Genomic DNA, 19,914 nt, shown 5'->3' on the forward strand with positions numbered 1-19,914 from the left:
GCTATTATTGTAATTTTTGAATACGGTCCCATTGACTTACAATATCCGTCACACGCACGCCAAAGTTCTCGTCGATTACAACAACCTCGCCCTTGGCAATCAGTTTGTTGTTAACCAAAATGTCCACTGGCTCCCCGGCAAGCTTGTCCAGTTCAATAATTGAACCTTGTGAGAGCTCCAGAATATCTTTAATTTGCTTTTGGGTCCTTCCTAATTCTACGGTGACTCTAAGGGGAATGTCCATCAATAAATTTAAATTGTTTTCATCCACTTGCGCAAATGCACCGGACTGCAAGTTAGAAAATTGTACAGGCTGCACATTTACATTACGTCCTGATACTTCACCGTAGTGATGAGGCGTTCCATAAGGAGCTTGCGGCGGTACACCAGCTGGCATTCCATAACCCGATGTTCCCTGCTGACCGTACCCCTGGTCTTGAGGGTACATAGGCGGTTGCTGTCCATAACCTACATCCTGCGGCGGCTGTACGTGCGCCTGTGCGGCTACAGGCGGCTGTTGATACGTTGGTGCGGGTTGCTGTTGCGGAATCTCGGTTTGTTGCGGCACTTCTGGAGGAGCCGTTGCTGCTACTTGCTGTGCGGACGCTTGCGGTTGCTCGTCATCTTCTCCGCCATTCATTAGAATGCTCACCATCTTTTTGGCGAAATGAACAGGCAACAGTTGCATCAATGTAGAATCAATCAGGTCACCGATCAACAAACGGAAGGATACTGTAATTAGCGTCTGTTCATCTGGCAGGCTGGATACTCCATCACCATGCATTGGATCCAAAATATCAATTCCAGGTGGAGAAATATTAACAAAACGGTTAAACATGGTAGACATTGAGGTTGCCGACGAGCCCATCATCTGGTTCATCGCTTCCTGCACAGCGCTGATATGAATTTCATTCAATTCTTCATCTACCGGATTTCCTTCACCGCCAAGCATCAAATCCGCTATGACCTGCGCATCACGCTTTTTGATCACGAGCGAGTTAACACCCTCAAATCCATCTACATAATTCACATGTACCGCTACGTGCGGCCTAGGAAAAGTTGTTTCGAATTCAGAACGGGTAATAATGGAAACTTTAGGGGTTGTAATATCAACCTTTTGACCGAGCAGTGTGGAAAGAGCTGTCGCTGCGCTGCCGAACGTAATATTACCGATCTCCCCAAGAGCATCCTGCTCCAGATGAGTCAGGAAATCATCAACGGTCTTGTTGGCGGGAGTAGAATCCGTGCCCGCTTCAGACTGTTTCAGCAGGGCATCAATTTCCTCCTGGGACAAATAGTCTTTACTCGTCAATTTCTTCAACTCCTTCGCTGACAATTTCATCAATCTGTACGGCAACACGATCTTTTACCATGCCGGGACTTCCCAAGAATTTCAGTTTTTCGCCTACCCGGATGGAGAGCCCTTCCTTGACGGGTTTGTTCAATGATATGACATCCCCCACCGAAAGACCCAAAAACTCGGCCACATTTATTCGGGATTCACCTAGCTCGGCAGTAATGGGAAGCTGTGCTTTCGTGACCCGTAATCTCAAGGCGTCAATCTCTTCAGGCGCCCTTGATTTCTTTTCGGATGTAAACCACTGGTGCGTGGACAGTCTAGCCATAATCGGCTCCAATACCACGTGCGGGATACAAAGATTAATCATCCCTGTGGTATCGCCAATTTTGGTACTAAGCGAGATTAGGGCAATCGTTTCATTTGGCGAAACAATCTGCATAAACTGCGGATTGGTTTCCATCGTCTCCAAACGCGGTTCAATATCCAATACCGTTTTCCAAGCCTCTTGCAGGCTATCAAAGGTACGACTAAAAATCCGCTCCATGATTGTCGTCTCAATCTCTGTCAACGAGTTAACCTTGGACGGCGCTGATCCGGTCCCTCCGAGAAGCCTGTCCAGCATTGCAAAAGCTACGTTCGGGTGAACCTCAAGCACCATGCGTCCTTCCAGCGGCTCGGCTTCAAAAATGTTCAAAATGGTCATTTTCGGAATGGAGCGAATGAATTCATCATAAGGAAGCTGCTCCACCTGAACGACATTAATTTGGACAAACGTCCGGAGCTGTGCTGAAAAATAAGTGGTCAGATACCGCGCAAAATTTTCGTGTATCCGCGTCAAACTCCGAATATGATCCTTGGAAAACCGAAGCGCTCTTTTGAAGTCGTAAGCGCGAACTTTCTTTTGGGTATCTTCTTTTTTAAGTTCTTCCGCATCCATTTCACCGGACGAGAGAGCTGCTAAAAGGGCATCAATTTCCCCTTGCGACATTACATCCACCAATGTTATTCACCCCCTTACATGTTCTGACAAGTTCACCTGGAATCAAATGGATGCCAGCAAAAAGTCTGTAATTTTGGCGTTCCCCAGGTGACCTTCAGGGAGCGATTTGTTGATGAGATCCGTCAGCTTGTCACTGAACTGGTCCCGGCCTTTAGCTGTTCTGAGCTCATCAGGCTTGGTGTCTGCAAGTAATCGAATAACGATTGCCTTGATACTGATGTCTTTGATTTTTTCAAAAGATTCCTTTGCTTTAGCATCGTTTAATTGAAAGGAAAGGTTCATCTGGACAATATAATCAGCGTCTGCCAAATTTGTTTTAATACCAGTAATTTCAGAACTCACTTCCACTAGTTCATCTGCTGACAGTCGTGGAAGCTGTTCTGCTTGAGCGGCTTGCGCATTTGGAGTGGCTTCCGACTTCTTCCCGCTAAGCGTTGGTATAAGTACAAAGGCCGCACCTGCAATCAAAGTAATCGCGAGTAAAATTGTAATGAGCCATGGCAGCATCTTTTTCATTCGTCTTCCTCCATTTGTTGCACTTTTATCGTGGCGGCATGTATGCCGATTTCACGGCTGTAACCCTTGATCAAGGAGACGACATCTGCCGCTTTTTCCAATACAATCAACCGTTTCCCCGTCACTAAAGTGACGTATGTATCCGGCGTTTCCTCCACAGTCTCAATGAGCAGAGCATTAAGCCACATAGGCGAGCCGTTCAGCCGCGTTAACGGGATCATCGTAACACCAACCTCCTGATAGGGGCGGGAGAGCCTTAACTCCCCCGCGTTTAGATGCGATTATCGTTTCAAGTTTACAACTTCCTGAAGCACTTCATCCGAGGTCGTAATGATACGCGAGTTCGCCTGGAAACCACGCTGAGCCACGATCATTTCGGTAAACTCGCCAGTCAGATCAACGTTGGACATCTCCAGCTGACCAGCGACGATGGCGCCTGTGCCATTTTCTGTACTGTTTGCTTCCATAGGATTAACTGCAGCTTCATCACCGGAGTTAACGGTTGCTCGGTACAAGCTCCCCCCGATCTTTTCCAAACCCTCAGGATTGATGACTTTAGTTACCCCGATTTTAGTTTGATTGTCTACAGTGCCATCTGACAACTGCTGGACAATCGTTCCATCCGGAGAAATAGAAAATGAGGTAGTTGAAGAGTTCAACTGAATGGGAGCCCCCCCGCTTGAATCTGCGACGAGTAACCCGTCTGATGTAACCAACTGTCGATTTGCGTCAACATGAAAATCTCCAGCCCGGGTCAAATATGGAACGTCTTGGTCCCCTGTCATTTTGACCAGAAAAAAACCATCACCATTAATTCGCAAGTCCGTTGGATTGTTCGTTGTCATGGCACTTCCGGGCAAATGAAGCGTGTCAATTGAGCTTACAGTCGACCCTAATCCAACTTGCTTAGCGTTAGTACCCCCGGTCGCGTCTCCAGGTGCACTAGCCCCCTTACTTGTTTGACTCAAAATATCCTTGAACATCACCCGGCTGGACTTGAAGCCTGTTGTATTTACGTTTGCAATGTTATTACCGATAACGTCCAGCTTTGTTTGAAAGCCCTTCATACCCGATACACCCGAATACATTGATCTCAACATTGAGTATAAATCCTCCTCTGAATGCTTGCATGATTAACCGCATCAGTCGATCCGCGGCTTCTTTATGGCTTTCCTGCTCGGGCCAGCCACTCTTGCTAAATTTTCTATGAAATAATAACGGCACTATCAATTTGCGTAAATACGTTATCCTGCATGGATTGCTTATCCATTGCGGTAACTACTGTCCGGTTAGGCACACTTACGATCAACGCCATATCCTGCATTAAAATCAATGACTCCTTGGCCCCTTTGGCAGCTGCCTTATCCACAGCGGAGTTAATCTTCGCCATCTGGTCACTTCTCAGCTCTATCCCCCGCTGCTCCAGACGCTTAGCTGCATGGTTGCTCAGCTTGAGTACTTGATCCTGCAACACCTGTCCAAATGGCCTACCATCCTTCGGTACCGGATTTACCCGATTCTGCGGGATCGCTGCCGGAGGGACATTTGCGGGAAAAAGACGTCCGACCGTTATCCGGTCATTCATGAGTTCTCACCACTTCCAGTAGAGGAAGAAGTTGTAGCATCCGATGTTCCTGCTGAGGAAACCGCTGTTTGAGCCTGACTTACCGATGTCACATCTTTCAATGCTACCTCTGACGATCCGATTTTGGCGTACTGTACACCGTCACGAATAACGATGGAATCCACGATTCCACTTTTCACCGTACCTGCACCCGTTTCACCCGTAAGCGAATCCTTTTTACCTGCCTTGATCCAGCTGACTTCTTTTCCAATCAAACCGGAGGATATTCCTAAAGACTGTCCCAACGTATTCAATTGAGTAGAAATGTTCATCAACTGCTCCACGGAAGAAAATTGCGCCATTTGCGCGATAAATTCCTTATCTTCCAAAGGCTGCATTGGATCCTGATTTTGTAGCTGGGTAATCAAAATTTTCAAAAATTGATCCTTACCCATCGTTTTGGTATCCTTGGCGCTTGCCGTTTTCACGTTATTCACGTTGTAATTCGGCCAGACGTTACTGGTGGATACATTACTGTCCGCAGTCGTCATTGTGTTCTCACCTCCATGCTACGCTCGTGCTGTAAAGGAGCCTGTCCGATTTACATCATCTGGGCGTTGTTCTGCTGTCCAGTTACGGAGTTCTTCCGCCATTTCAGCTACCTTCAGAGCATCCTCGGTTTCTTCTCTACTCCGAGTCTTGGAACGTTGCTCGGATTGTTGCTGCTGATTTGCACCTGATCCACGGCCATCCTGATACATGTGGGAAGAAAGTGATTCATTTTGCGTCACTTCCACCTTATCTACCTGAATACCCTGGCTTTGAAGACTTGCACGCAGCTGCGACATTTGCTGTTCCAGCAAATCCTTAGCTCCACTGTGCTCAGTCATGAACTGGGCGACCAAGTGCCCATTCTGCATCGTCAGTTTAACTTCCAGCTGTCCCAAATGATCTGGGCGAAGCATAATAGTCGCTTCCGTTAACCCAGAATGCTTCACGATATCAAGCTTTTGCACTACAAATTCAGTCATTTCCTTAGCAAATTGTCGTACATGTACGATAGGCTGCGCTGGAGCGGAAGGAGTTGTGCCTTGCGTCTGTACCGAAAGCTGGCCTGCGGTCGTAATCACAGAAGTTTGACTGTCGGTCGCTGCCGGCGGATCAGCCTGCTCGGTTACGTCTACTACTGCACCAGTTTCATCCGTTGGAGTCGCTTTAACAGCGGCTTGAACATGAATTTTAGCTGATGAACGTTGTCCTTCTGTACCTTGCTGGCTTGTCCCACCTTGGCTCATCTGCTGCTCAGTAGCAACAACCTGTTTGTCTGTAGAAACAGCCGTTAATGTCTGAGTGCCGTTCGCCCGATTCGCGGAAGGTTGAACTGCTTGTGAATCTGTCCCATCTGCAAGTTTCACCGCTTTCAGTACGGCGGTCCACTGCTCATCGGAAATAGCTCCCGAACCAGCGGTTGTATTTTGAAGCGATTGTAACAACTGTGCAACCTGGGCCTTTTGGTCTCCCGTAGCCTGATTTACTACATTTGTAAGCTGTGACAAAGCATCTTGTAATGCAAACCGTATGGTAGCCGGATGAGCTGCCAAAGCTGTTAAGCCTGTAGCCGCAATCGTTTCCCCACCGTCTGTTTGCTGCTCCCCCCCACCGTCACCTTGTAATAACTGCTGTACTTGCTGGACCCACGATTGCAGAGCTGCGAACAAGGCTGGATCAACTGCTACCTGATCGTCCAGCTTTTCAAGGTTTTGCAGTAATGGAGCCAATGTCTCGACAAGCGGCTCTGTTGAAGCTTCTGTCGTTTCTCCGGCAGTAATTAATGGCAGCACCATAACTAATGGAGATTTCCCAGCATCTGTGCCTGTTGAAGTCGTTTGCCCGCCAATCATCATTTGCGTAAGCGTCTGATTAAAAACACCGCCTGTGGCTACTGCTGCTGCCGTCCCTGCTGTTGAAGTTGTCGCTGTACTAGCTGTGGTGCCACCAGCCGTCTGACTGGAGCTGCTGAGAGATACACTTTGAGAAATAAGTGTCATTTATTTATTTCACCTCCCTTCATTCAAATCACTTGCTGCCCATCAGCTTGTTCAAAATTTTTGCCGTCTGTGCAGCATCCTTCACAGACATATTTTGCAGTAAAGAAGCACGTGTCGAATCATCTACTGTATTTAATATGTTCAATGCCTTGTCCGGACTGATTTTGTAAGTTTGTAAAATAAGTTCGGCACCACTTTTCTTGTCCATGGAAGCAAATGTGCTGCTAATCTGAGTGTTCTGCAGACTTTTACTCGTTGTTCCCGCTGTAGTGCTTTGATTCTTTTTCAAGCGGGACTGCAGCGCAGCTACCGACAAATCGGTGGATGGCGTTATGTTTTTCAGAGCCATAGTAATATCGGCCGCCTTTTTAGCATCCATCTTTTGTAAAATTTTAGCACTATTCGCAGTGTCCATGTAGCTTAGCAACTGCACCGTTTCTTCGGTTGTCAAGTTCGCCATAATCGGTGCTGCCTTGCTTGCCGTCATTCCTTCATACATAGAAGCAAGGTCTCTGGCCTGTTTTACATATGGGTCTTCATTCGCTGTTGCATCCGCAGTTTGCGTACCCGTCTGTCCCTGCTGATTGGCCTGCGACTGTTGTTCCTGTTGCGTTTGCAGCGTATTGACCTGATTTTGCAGTTCTGTAACTTTTTTATCCTGAGTTGTTTTGGCAGCGGTAGCCTTTTTGAGTTCTTCCATCTGCTTGGCCAAATCTGTCTTAAGCTGCTGGATGGTTGCTTCAGAACTTTCGGACTGGGCTTTCTGATCAACCTCTTTGCTCTTGGCAACCTTGTCTTTCGGTTCAGGAATCCAATTTTTCACAATTGGAATCTTGTTTCCTAATGAAATCACTTCACTTCTGAAATCCATATTGAACAGCGTAAGCAGGACCCCGACCAGAACGATTGTAAAAACAATCGGAATCAGGAAAAACATAAATCGTTCAAATCCCCCACCTGATTCTTTTGCCAAATCCATATCCAGTTCATTTTCTGCTAAATTCCGTGCCATCGTCTTCCTCCTCAGGCAGCTGATATGCGCATCCTGTGACTTTCCGCTTACCGGGCTTTCATGGCAAATCTCACGGAAGCCATTTCATCCAGCTCGTTCTGCTCGCGCAGGAGCATTTCCTGTTGGAATTTCACGTTGGCCTTTTCTCTCGCTTTCAGCCAAACTTGTTCATCCAGCATTTTATCGGTCAAAACGGTTTGTTTGCTTTGCACATTTTGCTGCGCATATTGAACGTCTCTATGCTTGCGTGTGATACATTGATCCAGATGATTTACGTAAGCCTGTAATTCCTGAAGGGTAGAGAGCGGCGCGCAATCCTCGGCAACCTTTTGAATGGCTGATATGACCCGATTCCTTTCGCCTACAAGCTGCATCAATGTCTGCTCCTCAGCCTGCAATTGTCCAACAGCACTGGAAAGCAACCATTCGGCCTGTGACTTTTCGTTGGTCTTCAAGTCTACAACTTTCTGAAAGGAATACTGAAATCTCATCGTTCAACCTTCATCTCCTCGTAAATTCAGAAATTAAACGCTCACGTACTTCGTCCAGCTCAGCCTTTTCATCTGTTCTTTGCCTTGTAAAATCCCATATATCCCGTATGCGCTCTATGGATTCGTCAATTTCTGCATTCGAACCCTGCTGATAAGCCCCGATGTTAATCAGGTCCTCTGAATCTTTATAAACCGCCATCAGGCGCTTAATATTTTCGGCAGCGTCAATCTGATCACGTGGTGCAATGTCCTTCATGACCCGGCTAATGCTGGCTAACACATCAATAGCGGGAAAATGTCCCTTATTTGCAATTCCCCGGTTGAGCACAATGTGTCCATCCAAGATCCCCCGCACCGCATCCGCGATAGGTTCATTCATGTCGTCACCATCGACCAGCACCGTATAAAAAGCCGTTATAGAGCCGGTTGGCCCGGTTCCCGCACGCTCCAGCAATTTGGGCAAGCTGGCGAATACGGAAGGGGTATAGCCCCTCATCGCTGGTGGCTCCCCGACTGCCAATCCTACTTCACGCTGCGCCATCGCATATCGGGTAACCGAGTCCATCATCAGCATGACGTTCAACCCGCGATCCCGAAAGTATTCAGCGATCGTCGTTGCAATGAGCGCACCCTTAATGCGGATCAATGCGGGTTGGTCGGAAGTTGCTACGATGACTACTGAACGTTCAAGCCCTTCCGGACCCAAATCCCGTTCAATAAAGTCGAGCACCTCGCGTCCACGTTCCCCGATCAGAGCGATTACGTTTACATCTGCTTCCGTATTACGGGCAATCATTCCCATCAGGGTACTCTTACCTACACCAGAGCCTGCGAAAATACCGACCCGCTGTCCTTTACCGATAGTAAGCAATCCATCAATGGCCCGTACACCGATACTGATCGGCTCCTGTACACGCGGGCGACTCAGTGGATTGGATGGAATGTTGAAGGTCGAGTATCTCGCCATCCGTGAGGGAATCAACGAGCCGTCCAGAGGTTGGCCCAAACCGTCCAGCACTTTGCCTAACAGCTCCGATCCCACCTGCACGTTCAATGGCTTCCCTGTTCCTACGACATCACAACCAGGACCAATAGATTGCAGTTCTCCAAGTGGCATCAGAAGTACCTTGTTGTCTCTAAAGCCTACGACCTCCGCTTGCAGCGGTTTGGCCGCTTTGCCCGGATAAATGTAACAAACATCCCCGATGCTAGCGTCCGGACCTTCCGATTCCACCATCAAGCCGATAACCTGTGTTACCTTACCGTTTACCCGAACCGGGTCCAGTTGTCGCAAATGATCCATGTAGCGCTGTGCATTAAGCCCCTTCATGTCTTCGCTCCTCGTTATCATGTGCCAGACGCAGCAGTTCCTTTTTGATCTCAGTCAGCTGCGTATCAATCCGTGCATCAACACTTCCAAAGGAAGAACGAATGACACAGCCGCGATCCTTCACAGTACCATCAGGAATAATTTGCAGTTCTGCCTGCGAATCTACAGTTAATGACAATTCTTCGCGTGCGCCTTGCGCAAATGCGAAATGCTGAGGCGAAACACACAGCGTAATCGTTCCCTTTTCCCGCTTACGAGCCAGATTTTTACGAATCAATTCAATTGTATATTCCGGCTCAATGCTAAGCTGTTTTTCAATGACTTTCTCAGCAATAGCACTACTCAGCTCGACCAGAAAAGGCTCTGCCTCCTGAATTAGTTGTCCCTTGATCTCATAGGCCTGACGCAAAATATCCTGCGCCTCTACCATCATCTGTTCCGATTTCGCCTGAAGCTCCGCCTCAGCCAATTTCTGGCCTTCCTCATAGCCTTGCTGAAACCCATTAGCCTTTAAGGACTCTATTAATTGCTCGTCCTGCTCACGGCGCTCCTGCCACCAGGCTTCAATCTGCTTCTGCGCCTCCTGAAGCATCCGTTCCGCTTCTTCAGCCGCCTCACGAACCTGCCGTTCAGCAAAATCCTTGGCATCATTCAGCATTTCATCCCGGAGCCGTTCAGTCTCGTAATCTCTCTGAGGTTCCGGCTCCACATGTTCAGTTGCGACTTTCTGGTCCGACGTTTCCGGCGCATATGTATGTGCCACAGCAATGGTTTTCAAAGCTTCAACAGGCACATATTGGAAAGGTTTAATCAAGTTAGACAATGATGTCATCTCCTCCGCCGCGTGCGATTATAATCTCACCGGCCTCTTCCAATCTGCGGATCGTCGATACGATGCGAGTCTGTGCTTCTTCCACATCACGCAGCCGTACCGGTCCCATATACTCCATTTCCTCTTTGAAAGTTTCTGCCATCCGTTTCGACATATTTCGGAAAATCACATCGCGTACTTCTTCGCTGGACACTTTCAGCGCCAACTGCAAATCGGCATTGTCGATATCGCGGATAATACGTTGAATAGAACGGTTGTCCACATTGACGATATCCTCGAATATGAACATTCTCTTCTTGATTTCCTCGGCCAGTTCAGGGTCCTGAACTTCAAGTGAATCGAGAATCGTACGTTCGGTGCCTCGGTCTACGCCATTCAAAATCTGAACAATGGACTCGATACCGCCCGCATTCGTGTAATCCTGGGTCACGGTTGCAGACAGCTTTTGCTCCAGCACACGTTCCACTTGTGAAATGACTTCAGGCGAAGTGCTGTCCATTACAGCGACACGTCGGGCCACATCAGCCTGCTTTTCCTGTGGCAGGGACGACAGAATCGCCGCCGCCTGCTCAAATTGCAAGTACGAGAGCACGAGAGCAATCGTCTGTGGATTTTCATTCTGTATAAAGTTCAAAATCTGGTTTGGATCAGCCTTGCGGGCAAAATCGAACGGTCTCACCTGCAACGTCGCCGTCAGACGGTTAATAACCTCAACTGCTTTTTGCGACCCGAGTGCTTTTTCCAATATCTCTTTGGCATAATTGATGCCGCCTTGGGAAATGTACTCCTGAGCCAAACAAATTTGATGAAACTCAGCCATAATCGAATCTTTTTCCGTTGCATCAACCTTCCTCACATTGGCGATTTCCAATGTAAGTTGCTCAATCTCTTCATCACGCAAATGCTTGAATATTTGAGCAGATACTTCCGGCCCCATCGTGATTAGCAGAATTGCCGCTTTTTGTCTTCCCGTTAAACCTTGACTGCTTGCCTTTGCCAATGAACTCACCTCTATTAATCAGCCAGCCATGTACGAAGCAGATTGACGAATTCGTCGGGTTTCTTTTTCGCCAGACTCTCAAGCTGTTTACGCACTTGACTTTCATTTGTCACACTTTCCATGGTAATGGACGGGAACTCCGTCGGTGTTGGCATAAGTTGCAGATCTTCATCTAATTCTTCTTCCTGCTGCTTACGACGACCGCGTACAATCAGGAAGATTACGCCTGCCAACAGTGCCAGTACAGCAGCCCCGATGCCCCATACCCAGGGGTTGGAAGCCGAGAAAAACGTGTTGGTGTTCGCTGGCGCCGGTACGGTTTGAGAGAACACTGAAACTTTTTTGGCTAAATCAGCGTCTGTAATAGTTGTGCCGGAATTCGCTAACGAAGCTCTTACGATATTAACCAGAATATTTTGGATTGCCGCCTGAGTTGCAGCATCCAAAGTTTGCTGCCCTGTTGGTGGTTCAACTGCTACATTAATGGTTAAATCTTTTACAGTGTACGGACTTTGGATAATATCCTTCGCAATTCGGTTAACTTCGTAGTTAATTGTGCTTGAGCTCTTATCTGAGCTTGTGTTGCCCGAATTGCTTCCTCCAGGGTAACCAGGTACATCCTGCGTTCCTGTGCCTGCGACTCCGCCGGTTTGTCCACTACTACCAGTGTAGCTTTCCTGAATTTGCTGGGCGCTGATTTCAATGCCCTTCATCTTCGTTTGATCGACCGGTGTGACCAGTTGTTCTTTCGACGTTACTTTGTCGAAATTCAGCTGGGACATAACCAGCACATTCACTTTGTCTTCACCAACAATTTTCGACAAAAATTGTTGGACATTATTCCTTACATCGCTCTCAAACTTCTTCTGGAGAGCCATGTTTTCCTGAACACCGCTGGAGAGACCTCCCTGGCCGCCCTTGGCCGTTGGAATCAGTTCATACTCCTTATTGGTGATCGTAATGTTTTCTACAGGCAAATTCGGCACAGCCGTCTTTACCAGATTAAAGTATCCGTCGATGGCTTGCTGATTTGGCGTAAAGCCAGGTTCGAATTCCATTTGAATCGAAGCAGAAGCTTTGTCCTTTTCTTCAAGTCCGGCAAAAATGTTTTCCTTCGGCATATTAATGACAGCTTTGGAGCTTTGGACACCATCCATCCGTTCCAACAGTTGCTGCACTTCGCCGTTCAATGCGTTATTGTACTTCACATTGAACTCGTTCTCCGTCATGCCAATTGCCGAGGAGGACTGGTCAAAGGCACTCATGCCGATTGAACCCTTCTGAATTAGGCCCTGAGACCCAACATCTACCTTTGCCTTATCCGCGTTTGCGGTTGGGACTGCGATTTGCGTCCCACCAGCATTGAGCTGATACGGTATACCCGCAGAATCGAGATATTTAATGACCCCGGCAGCATCGTTTGCGTTTAAATCTCGGAAAGCCACTTCATACTCGGTTTTGGTAAACTGCATCGTTAGCACTACAATGGCAATGATGATGAATGCCAATGTTGAAACAAGTAATATCCTCTGTTTTTTGCTGAAATTATTCCAATACCCGGAAATCTTATCCCGATATTGGGCGATTCTCTCGTTCACTCCGTCACCCCATCCGAAACTTTGCTAGACCCTCTTTACATCTGTGTACGCATGATCTCCTGATAGGCTTCAATCGCTTTGTTTCGGACCTGAGTAGTAAGCTGCAGGGAAAGCAGCGCTTGTTGGGAAGTGATCATGACCTGATCAACATCAACTTTTCCTGCCATGAACTGGTCGGACATCGTGTGTGTAGCGGCCTCCTGCTGCCCCACTTCATTGAGCGCATCCTTTAAAAACGAACCAAAATCCTTCAAGGATTCGGAAGGTGTCGACTTCGTCAACTCATTGTTAGGCGATTGAACTTGCTGTATTGCCGGTGTCTGTACATTAAACATGGCGTTCTGAATCATGTTTTACTCTCCCTATTCTGTAGTTAGTAGCCCTGGAACTTAGCGACCGATTTCAAGTGCCTTGGAAACCATTGCCTTGGATGCATTCAGAGCTGTTACATTGGCTTCGTAAGAGCGTGTTGCGGAAATCATGTCTACCATTTCTTTCATAATGTCTACATTAGGCATATATACATAGCCATCTTTATCAGCATCCGGGTGACCCGGATTGTACACAGGCTTCAAAGGTGACTGATCTTCCTGTATTTGCGAAACCTTGACGCCAGCGGCGCTTGTGCTATTCCCTTCCATTTGAGCCTGCAAAACATCGGCAAACCGAGATTGGTTAGGCTCCAAAACAACCGTTTTTCTCCGATATGGAACCGCTTGTCCATTCTCCACCTTTGCCCGAGTTGTCTCTGCGTTGGCAATGTTGCTTGATATGACATCCATCCGCAACCTTTGGGCCGTAAGAGCAGATGCGCTAATATCAAAGCCGTTGTTAATCTTCACCTGGTCCTATCTCCCTTCTACCACTGTTCTCATCATTTTGATGCGTTCATTAATTTCTTGGATGTAGGCATTATATCTCAATTGATTCTCAGCCATAAGGCTCATTTCTCTGTCGATATCCACGTTATTCATATTGTTGTTCATGACAGAATACCCATCTTTGGTAACCACAGCATCTGGAATGGAGTTCATAGGTCCTATCTGAAAATGTTTCGCATTGGTTACTTTTCCACGCAATGGTGTCACGTCGCCACCCATTTGCTGCTGAAGCAATTCTTCAAATGAAACCTCTGAACGCTTAAAATACGGGGTATCGTTATTGGAAATATTGTCAGCGATCACACGTTGTCTCGTATTCGCCGCCTGTATACCTGCCTGAAGCTTTTGAAAGCTCATATCACCTAGCAGATTCATTTAGCTCCTCCCTTCCAGGGTCTACTCCAAAGTAAGATTCAATAAAACAAGATTTTTCACTTTTTTTCGACAATTAAATTTCATAATTATACATTCCTCTTAGGTCTTAAGTAGAAAATCATTACTTTCTGTCATATATTCTAAGTTTCGTAGAGTTGGGACCTAATTACAATAAGAAAAAAGCCCTATCTTTTTTAAAAAAGAGGGCTTTCGATGCATAAAATGTTAAATTTTTCGGGTTTTTTTCAATAAAATGAATGTTTTCTTAGCACTTTGCACCTGTAAAAGATTATACGTCCTACTTTTGGAATAGACAGAAAAATCATTAAAGGGCGATTCATCTAGGTCTATATGACGGTGCAAGATAGTGTTATTCTAGACAACGCATCCTATTTTAAAAGCTCCCACTCATAAAATATACTGACTAAGGTCCCTGTTTTGGGCAATATCATCCAGCTTCTCCCGAACATATTCCGGGGTAATGATCATGCGGTCCAAAGTAAGCTCCGGAGCCTCGAAGGATAAATCCTCCAGCAACTTCTCCAAAATGGTATGCAAGCGGCGCGCACCGATGTTTTCCGTGTTCCGGTTTACAGACTCGGCAATGCTGGCAATTTCACGGATAGCTTCCACCGAAAACTCCACTTCAATCTCTTCGGTACGGAGCAAATCCGTGTATTGCTTGGTCAGCGCATTTTTAGGCTCTGTCAGTATGGACACAAATTCATCCAATGTGAGACTGCTCAGTTCGACACGGATCGGGAAACGTCCCTGTAGTTCGGGGATCAAATCAGAAGGCTTAGCAACATGAAAAGCCCCAGCGGCAATAAACAGGATATAATCTGTCCTTACCGGGCCGTATTTAGTCATAATGGTAGAACCCTCGACAATAGGCAAAATATCGCGCTGAACACCTTCTCTAGACACATCAGGGCCGCTGCTCTTGCCCTGGCTGGCAATCTTGTCGATTTCATCAATAAAAATAATACCGGATTGTTCGGCACGCTTCACGGACTCCTGAATGACATCTTCCATGTCGATCAGCTTGGCAGCCTCATCCTGAATTAGCACCTTACGGGCTTCCTTCACAGGCAACTTGCGCTTTTTGGTCCGCTTTGGCAGAAAACTTCCGAACATTTCCTGCATGTTCATGCCCATTTGCTCATTTCCCTGCCCAGCAAACATATCAAGCATATTGGGTGCGGTGTCCTCCACATCAATCTCAATAACTTCATCCTCAAGCTTGCCGGACAACAGATCGAATTTAGCCTTACGTCGTTTTTCTGCCAAGGATGCGTCCTGTTGTGGGGGTTCTTCCTCTACCGAATTCCCAGTGTTATTGCCAAACAGCATTTCAAAAGGGTTACGTTGGGATTTATTCGATTTCTCCGCAGGTACAAGAATGCTGACAATCCGTTCATTCGCCATGTCCTCGGCCTTGTCCTTCACATTCTCCGTCCGCTCCGCCTTAACGATGCGAATCGAAGTTTCCATCAAGTCACGCACCATGGATTCCACATCCCGGCCGACATAACCCACTTCTGTGAATTTAGTCGCCTCCACCTTAACAAAAGGAGCTCTCACGAGCCGGGCCAGTCTGCGTGCAATTTCGGTTTTACCCACGCCCGTCGGACCGATCATCAGAATATTTTTGGGCACAATTTCATCCCGGATATCGTCCGGCAGCTTGCTACGCCGATAACGATTGCGCAAGGCAACGGCAACCGATTTTTTAGCCTGCTTCTGTCCGACAATATATTTATCCAGCTCGGATACAACTTGTCTGGGCGTCAACGATTGATTATTCATTTTGCACTCCTCCACCCTTGAATACTCAGAGCCGATTTACAGTTCTTCCACGATAATCTGATTGTTCGTATACACACATATCTCCGAGGCAACCTCCAGCGCTTCCCGTGCCATATCCTTTGCCTCCATACCGGAGCCATGACGCTTGAATGCGCGCGCCGCCGCCAATGCAAAGTTACCGCCTGAGCCGATCGCAAGCACATCATCGTCTGGCTCAATAATTTCACCACCCCCGGAAATGAGTAGCATTCCGGATTGATCCATAACAATCATCAAAGCCTCCAGCTTGCGCAGGATACGGTCCTGCCGCCAGTCCTTAGCCAGTTCCACCGCGGCCCGCTGAAGATTGCCGTGATGTTCCTCCAGCTTGTTTTCAAACTTTTCAAATAATGTGATGGCATCCGCCACTGAACCGGCAAAACCTGCGACCACCTGACCACGGTATAATCTGCGTACTTTTTTCGCCGTCTGCTTCATGATGACACTGTTACCGAACGTTACCTGACCATCACCGGCAATAGCTCCCTTGCCATTGTGGCGTACAGCACAGATGGTGGTAGCATGAAAGGACATATCCATAACGCGCTCCTCCTTTTCCTTCATCCTTATGCCTGTACTTCGGCTGACATAACTTCCGCTTCGTTAATATAACCACGCAAGCTTTCCAGCGCACGGTTAGCAAGCGCTTCGTTCTTTTCCTTCTTGTTGCGGATACGCGTCTCCAGCTTTGGCAGCAGACCAAAGTTCGCATTCATCGGCTGAAAATGCTTGAAATCAGCGGTTGTGATGTAACGGGCCATGCTGCCCAGTGTCGTTTCCGCAGGGAATACAAACATTTCTTGTCCACGCGCCGCACGCGCTGCATTCATCCCCGCCAGCAAACCCGAGGCCGCAGATTCTACGTACCCCTCCACTCCAGTCATTTGTCCGGCAAAGAACAGATTACTTCTGCCTTTGAACTGATAGGTCGGATGAAGCTGCTGTGGAGAATTAATAAAGGTGTTGCGATGCATCACACCATAACGTACAAACTCTGCATTCTCTAGACCCGGTATCATGGAAAATACGCGCTTTTGCTCTCCCCATTTCAGATGAGTCTGGAAGCCAACCAGATTGTACAGTGTACCCGCCGCATTATCCTGTCGAAGCTGCACAACGGCATATGGCAGCTCTCCTGTATGTGGGTTCACGAGACCGACTGGTTTCATCGGCCCAAACAATGCCGTCTGCTTACCCCGCTGCATCATCACTTCAATGGGCATACAGCCTTCGAAATAAATTTCTTTTTCGAATTCCTTAACTTGTGCCACCTCAGCCGTAATCAGCGCCTCATAAAAAGCATCAAATTCCGCTTCATTCATCGGACAGTTCAAGTAGGCTGCTTCTCCCTTATCATAGCGGGAAGCCAGATAAACCTTACTCATGTCGATAGAGTCCTTCTCCACAATCGGGGCCGCCGCATCATAAAAGTAAAAATACTCTTCTCCCATCAGCGATTTAATCTGTTCAGACAAAGCCGGAGAAGTTAAAGGCCCGGTAGCAATGACCACGATCCCATCCTGTGGAATTTCCTGAAGCTCCTCATTAACAACCTCAATAAGCGGATGTTGATGAAGAGTATCTGTAATATGGCCGGAAAATCCATCACGATCCACTGCCAGCGCACCACCAGCCGGAACAGCATGACGATCTGCAGCATTCAAAATCAAGGAGTTTAATATCCTCATTTCTTCTTTAAGCACACCTACCGCGTTAGTCAAACCATTTGCCCGTAAAGAATTGCTGCACACCAATTCGGCAAATTTATCTGTATGATGCGCCGGTGTTTTAACAACCGGTCTCATTTCATATAGCTTGACAGGCACACCACGGCTTGCAATCTGCCAGGCAGCTTCGCTGCCCGCCAAACCTGCTCCGATGACCGTTACCTTTTGTAGTTCACTCACGTTTAAATCCCCCTGCTAATGTTGTTCTTATGAAGTCTCTACACCCTCGTCGCTATCTTCCAGCATTTCACTGTGATCGCAGACGGTACAGTTGAGCTTCGTTCCCTGTTTTGTACGTTTTTCGACCATTAGGCTAGCACAGCTTGGGCAAGGCTTAATGGACGGTTTATCCCAGGATACAAAATCGCATTCCGGATAACGGTCACACCCATAGAAGATACGTCCTTTTTTACTCCTCCGTTCCACAACATGGCCCTCACCACATGTAGGACAATTGATCCCGATATCCTTGACAATCGGCTTCGTATTGCGGCAATCCGGAAACGCAGAGCAGGCCAGAAATTTACCAAAGCGGCCGAGCTTATACACCATCGGGCTGCCACATTTGTCACAAATGACATCGGATTCTTCATCCTTGATCTCAATTTCCTTCATTTCTTCCTCTGCCACTTCCAGACGCTTCTCAAACGACTCGTAAAAATCGCTCAAGACCTTGACCCAGTCTCCTTCGCCCTCTTCTACATGGTCAAGATCACCTTCCATATTGGCCGTAAATTCCACGTTCAGAATTTCAGGAAAGAATTCCTCCATCTGCTCGATGACAAGTTCTCCCAGCTCTGTAGGGAAGAATTTCTTCTCTTCAATGGCGACATATCCACGCTTCTGAATGGTTTCCAGCGTTGGTGCATACGTACTCGGTCGTCCGATACCCAGTTCTTCCAGCGTTTTCACCAGTCGTGCTTCCGTATAACGAGGAGGCGGTTGTGTAAAATGCTGCTTCGGCTCAACTGATTCCTTTTTGAGCTTGTCGCCCGGTTTAAGTTGCGGCAGCAGCCTATCTTCTTCGATTTTGCCGTCGTCATTCCCCTCCACATACACTTTCATGAAGCCTGGAAAACGAACCTTCGAGCCGGCTGCCCGGAATATGGTCTCACCCGCTTCAATATCAACGGACAAGGTATCCATAATAGCGGAAGCCATCTGGCTGGCCATAAAACGCTCCCATACCAGTTTGTACAAACGGAATTGGTCCCGGCTCATAAACGGCTTAACCGTTTCTGGGTCACGCAATGCGGAGGTTGGACGAATCGCTTCATGCGCATCCTGAGCGTTGGCAGCTTTTTTGGAATATTGACGAGGACTTTCAGGTACAAAAGGTTCGCCATATTTCTGAATAATGAATTCCTTCGCTTCCTCTTGGGCCGAGACGGCAATTCGTGTGGAATCTGTACGCATATACGTAATCAGACCCACAGTTCCTTCCTTGCCCAAGTCCACACCCTCATACAACTGCTGAGCCACGGACATCGTTTTGGATGCACGGAAGTTGAGTTTCCGAGCCGCTTCTTGCTGTAAGGAGCTGGTCGTGAATGGTGGAGAAGGATTGCGCAAACGCTCTTTCTCCTTCACATCACGGACCTTGTAAGACGACTTGCCGATAGCCTCCAGCACTTCTTGTACATCCGCCTCGCTGGAGAGCTCTTTCTTTTCGCCACGAAGCTGATGGAATTTTGCCTCAAAGTTACTGTCCTTAATCGCTAGTTTAGCTGTGATCGTCCAATACTCTTCCGGCACAAACTCATTAATCTCGTTTTCACGGTCCAGAATGATTTTCACGGCAACCGACTGCACGCGACCTGCGGACAAGCCCTTCTTGACCTTTTTCCAAAGCAATGGACTGATTTTGTAGCCGACAAGCCGATCAAGAATCCGCCGTGCCTGCTGAGCATTGACCAAATCCATATTAATTTTACGTGGTGTTTTAAAAGCATCCTTAACAGCCTGCTTTGTGATCTCATTAAATACAACGCGGCAGTCTGCTGTGTCGTCCAGATCCAGCGCATACGCCAAATGCCAAGCGATAGCTTCGCCTTCGCGATCCGGGTCAGCCGCCAGATATACTTTTTTCACTTTTTTTCTGGCATCCTTTAATTCCTTCAAGATCGATCCTTTACCTCGAATGGTAATATATTTGGGATTAAAATCATTTTCGACCTCTACGCCAATCTGACTCTTTGGCAAATCCCTGATATGACCCATGGAAGCCTTGACGATATATTTGCTGCCCAAGTATTTGCCGATCGTCTTCGCCTTGGAAGGCGATTCCACGATGACGAGTGAATCCGCCATAGGCTCTTCCTCCTCTCAATTACGTACAATTAGGATAAACTTCCTGAAATGTGGTGAGTTATAGCGCGGAGGCGCTCCGCAA

General features: G+C 47.5%; 21 protein-coding genes. All 21 read right to left on the bottom strand.

Features of this window, described 5'->3' with window-relative positions:
• Positions 1-4 precede the first annotated feature (4 nt).
• Complete coding sequence (gene fliY / locus ACWGOO_RS00655) at positions 5-1,312, bottom strand: flagellar motor switch phosphatase FliY (RefSeq protein ID WP_452480621.1); 1,308 nt, start codon at positions 1,310-1,312, stop codon at positions 5-7.
• A complete protein-coding gene (gene fliM, locus ACWGOO_RS00660; RefSeq protein ID WP_452480623.1) occupies positions 1,302-2,300 on the bottom strand; it encodes a flagellar motor switch protein FliM in 999 nt (332 codons plus the stop codon). Before fliM ends, fliY begins: the two co-directional genes overlap by 11 nt.
• Before the next feature lie 42 nt (positions 2,301-2,342).
• On the bottom strand, positions 2,343-2,816 hold the full coding sequence (locus tag ACWGOO_RS00665) for a flagellar basal body-associated FliL family protein (RefSeq protein WP_452480625.1): 474 nt from the start codon (positions 2,814-2,816) through the stop codon (positions 2,343-2,345).
• Entirely contained in the window at positions 2,813-3,037 is a 225-nt protein-coding gene (locus ACWGOO_RS00670) for a flagellar FlbD family protein (protein ID WP_014281086.1), read from the bottom strand. Before ACWGOO_RS00670 ends, ACWGOO_RS00665 begins: the two co-directional genes overlap by 4 nt.
• Positions 3,038-3,097: 60 nt before the next feature.
• Positions 3,098-3,916 (bottom strand): flagellar basal body rod protein FlgG, encoded by an 819-nt coding sequence (flgG, locus tag ACWGOO_RS00675; RefSeq protein ID WP_452480628.1) that lies wholly within the window; start codon positions 3,914-3,916, stop codon positions 3,098-3,100.
• Between the two features lie 104 nt (positions 3,917-4,020).
• On the bottom strand, positions 4,021-4,401 hold the full coding sequence (locus tag ACWGOO_RS00680; RefSeq protein WP_354450788.1) for a TIGR02530 family flagellar biosynthesis protein: 381 nt from the start codon (positions 4,399-4,401) through the stop codon (positions 4,021-4,023).
• The gene (locus ACWGOO_RS00685) at positions 4,398-4,931 is read right to left on the bottom strand and encodes a flagellar hook capping FlgD N-terminal domain-containing protein (protein WP_452480630.1); all 534 of its coding nucleotides are present in this window, start codon (positions 4,929-4,931) and stop codon (positions 4,398-4,400) included. The genes ACWGOO_RS00680 and ACWGOO_RS00685 overlap by 4 nt, the downstream gene beginning before the upstream one ends.
• A gap of 18 nt (positions 4,932-4,949) precedes the next feature.
• A complete protein-coding gene (locus ACWGOO_RS00690) occupies positions 4,950-6,428 on the bottom strand; it encodes a flagellar hook-length control protein FliK (RefSeq protein WP_452480632.1) in 1,479 nt (492 codons plus the stop codon).
• A gap of 28 nt (positions 6,429-6,456) precedes the next feature.
• Positions 6,457-7,440 carry a MotE family protein gene (locus tag ACWGOO_RS00695; protein WP_452480634.1) on the bottom strand — a complete coding sequence of 328 codons (984 nt, stop codon included), beginning with the start codon at positions 7,438-7,440 and terminating at the stop codon, positions 6,457-6,459.
• Positions 7,441-7,487: 47 nt separating this feature from the next.
• Positions 7,488-7,931 (bottom strand): flagellar export protein FliJ, encoded by a 444-nt coding sequence (fliJ, locus tag ACWGOO_RS00700; RefSeq protein ID WP_452480636.1) that lies wholly within the window; start codon positions 7,929-7,931, stop codon positions 7,488-7,490.
• 10 nt (positions 7,932-7,941) lie between these two features.
• Positions 7,942-9,261 carry a flagellar protein export ATPase FliI gene (gene fliI, locus ACWGOO_RS00705; protein ID WP_452480638.1) on the bottom strand — a complete coding sequence of 440 codons (1,320 nt, stop codon included), beginning with the start codon at positions 9,259-9,261 and terminating at the stop codon, positions 7,942-7,944.
• Positions 9,248-10,084: a FliH/SctL family protein gene (locus tag ACWGOO_RS00710; RefSeq protein WP_452480640.1), complete on the bottom strand. Its 837-nt coding sequence runs from the start codon at positions 10,082-10,084 to the stop codon at positions 9,248-9,250. Before ACWGOO_RS00710 ends, fliI begins: the two co-directional genes overlap by 14 nt.
• Positions 10,077-11,093: a flagellar motor switch protein FliG gene (fliG, locus tag ACWGOO_RS00715; protein WP_452480642.1), complete on the bottom strand. Its 1,017-nt coding sequence runs from the start codon at positions 11,091-11,093 to the stop codon at positions 10,077-10,079. Before fliG ends, ACWGOO_RS00710 begins: the two co-directional genes overlap by 8 nt.
• Before the next feature lie 14 nt (positions 11,094-11,107).
• Positions 11,108-12,691, bottom strand: coding sequence for a flagellar basal-body MS-ring/collar protein FliF (gene fliF, locus ACWGOO_RS00720; protein WP_452480644.1), 1,584 nt, complete (start codon positions 12,689-12,691; stop codon positions 11,108-11,110).
• Positions 12,692-12,726: 35 nt separating this feature from the next.
• Complete coding sequence (gene fliE / locus ACWGOO_RS00725; RefSeq protein ID WP_452480646.1) at positions 12,727-13,041, bottom strand: flagellar hook-basal body complex protein FliE; 315 nt, start codon at positions 13,039-13,041, stop codon at positions 12,727-12,729.
• A 39-nt stretch (positions 13,042-13,080) separates the two neighbouring features.
• Complete coding sequence (flgC, locus tag ACWGOO_RS00730) at positions 13,081-13,533, bottom strand: flagellar basal body rod protein FlgC (protein WP_354450778.1); 453 nt, start codon at positions 13,531-13,533, stop codon at positions 13,081-13,083.
• A 6-nt stretch (positions 13,534-13,539) separates the two neighbouring features.
• The gene (flgB, locus tag ACWGOO_RS00735) at positions 13,540-13,947 is read right to left on the bottom strand and encodes a flagellar basal body rod protein FlgB (protein ID WP_452480648.1); all 408 of its coding nucleotides are present in this window, start codon (positions 13,945-13,947) and stop codon (positions 13,540-13,542) included.
• A gap of 408 nt (positions 13,948-14,355) precedes the next feature.
• Positions 14,356-15,756, bottom strand: coding sequence for an ATP-dependent protease ATPase subunit HslU (gene hslU, locus ACWGOO_RS00740; protein ID WP_452480650.1), 1,401 nt, complete (start codon positions 15,754-15,756; stop codon positions 14,356-14,358).
• 36 nt (positions 15,757-15,792) lie between these two features.
• On the bottom strand, positions 15,793-16,335 hold the full coding sequence (gene hslV, locus ACWGOO_RS00745) for an ATP-dependent protease subunit HslV (RefSeq protein WP_452481577.1): 543 nt from the start codon (positions 16,333-16,335) through the stop codon (positions 15,793-15,795).
• A 26-nt stretch (positions 16,336-16,361) separates the two neighbouring features.
• Complete coding sequence (gene trmFO / locus ACWGOO_RS00750) at positions 16,362-17,702, bottom strand: FADH(2)-oxidizing methylenetetrahydrofolate--tRNA-(uracil(54)-C(5))-methyltransferase TrmFO (protein WP_452480652.1); 1,341 nt, start codon at positions 17,700-17,702, stop codon at positions 16,362-16,364.
• A 27-nt stretch (positions 17,703-17,729) separates the two neighbouring features.
• Positions 17,730-19,832 (bottom strand): type I DNA topoisomerase, encoded by a 2,103-nt coding sequence (topA, locus tag ACWGOO_RS00755; RefSeq protein ID WP_452480654.1) that lies wholly within the window; start codon positions 19,830-19,832, stop codon positions 17,730-17,732.
• Positions 19,833-19,914: the final 82 nt, after the last annotated feature.

This window comes from Paenibacillus sp. NPDC055715, assembly GCF_053617595.1.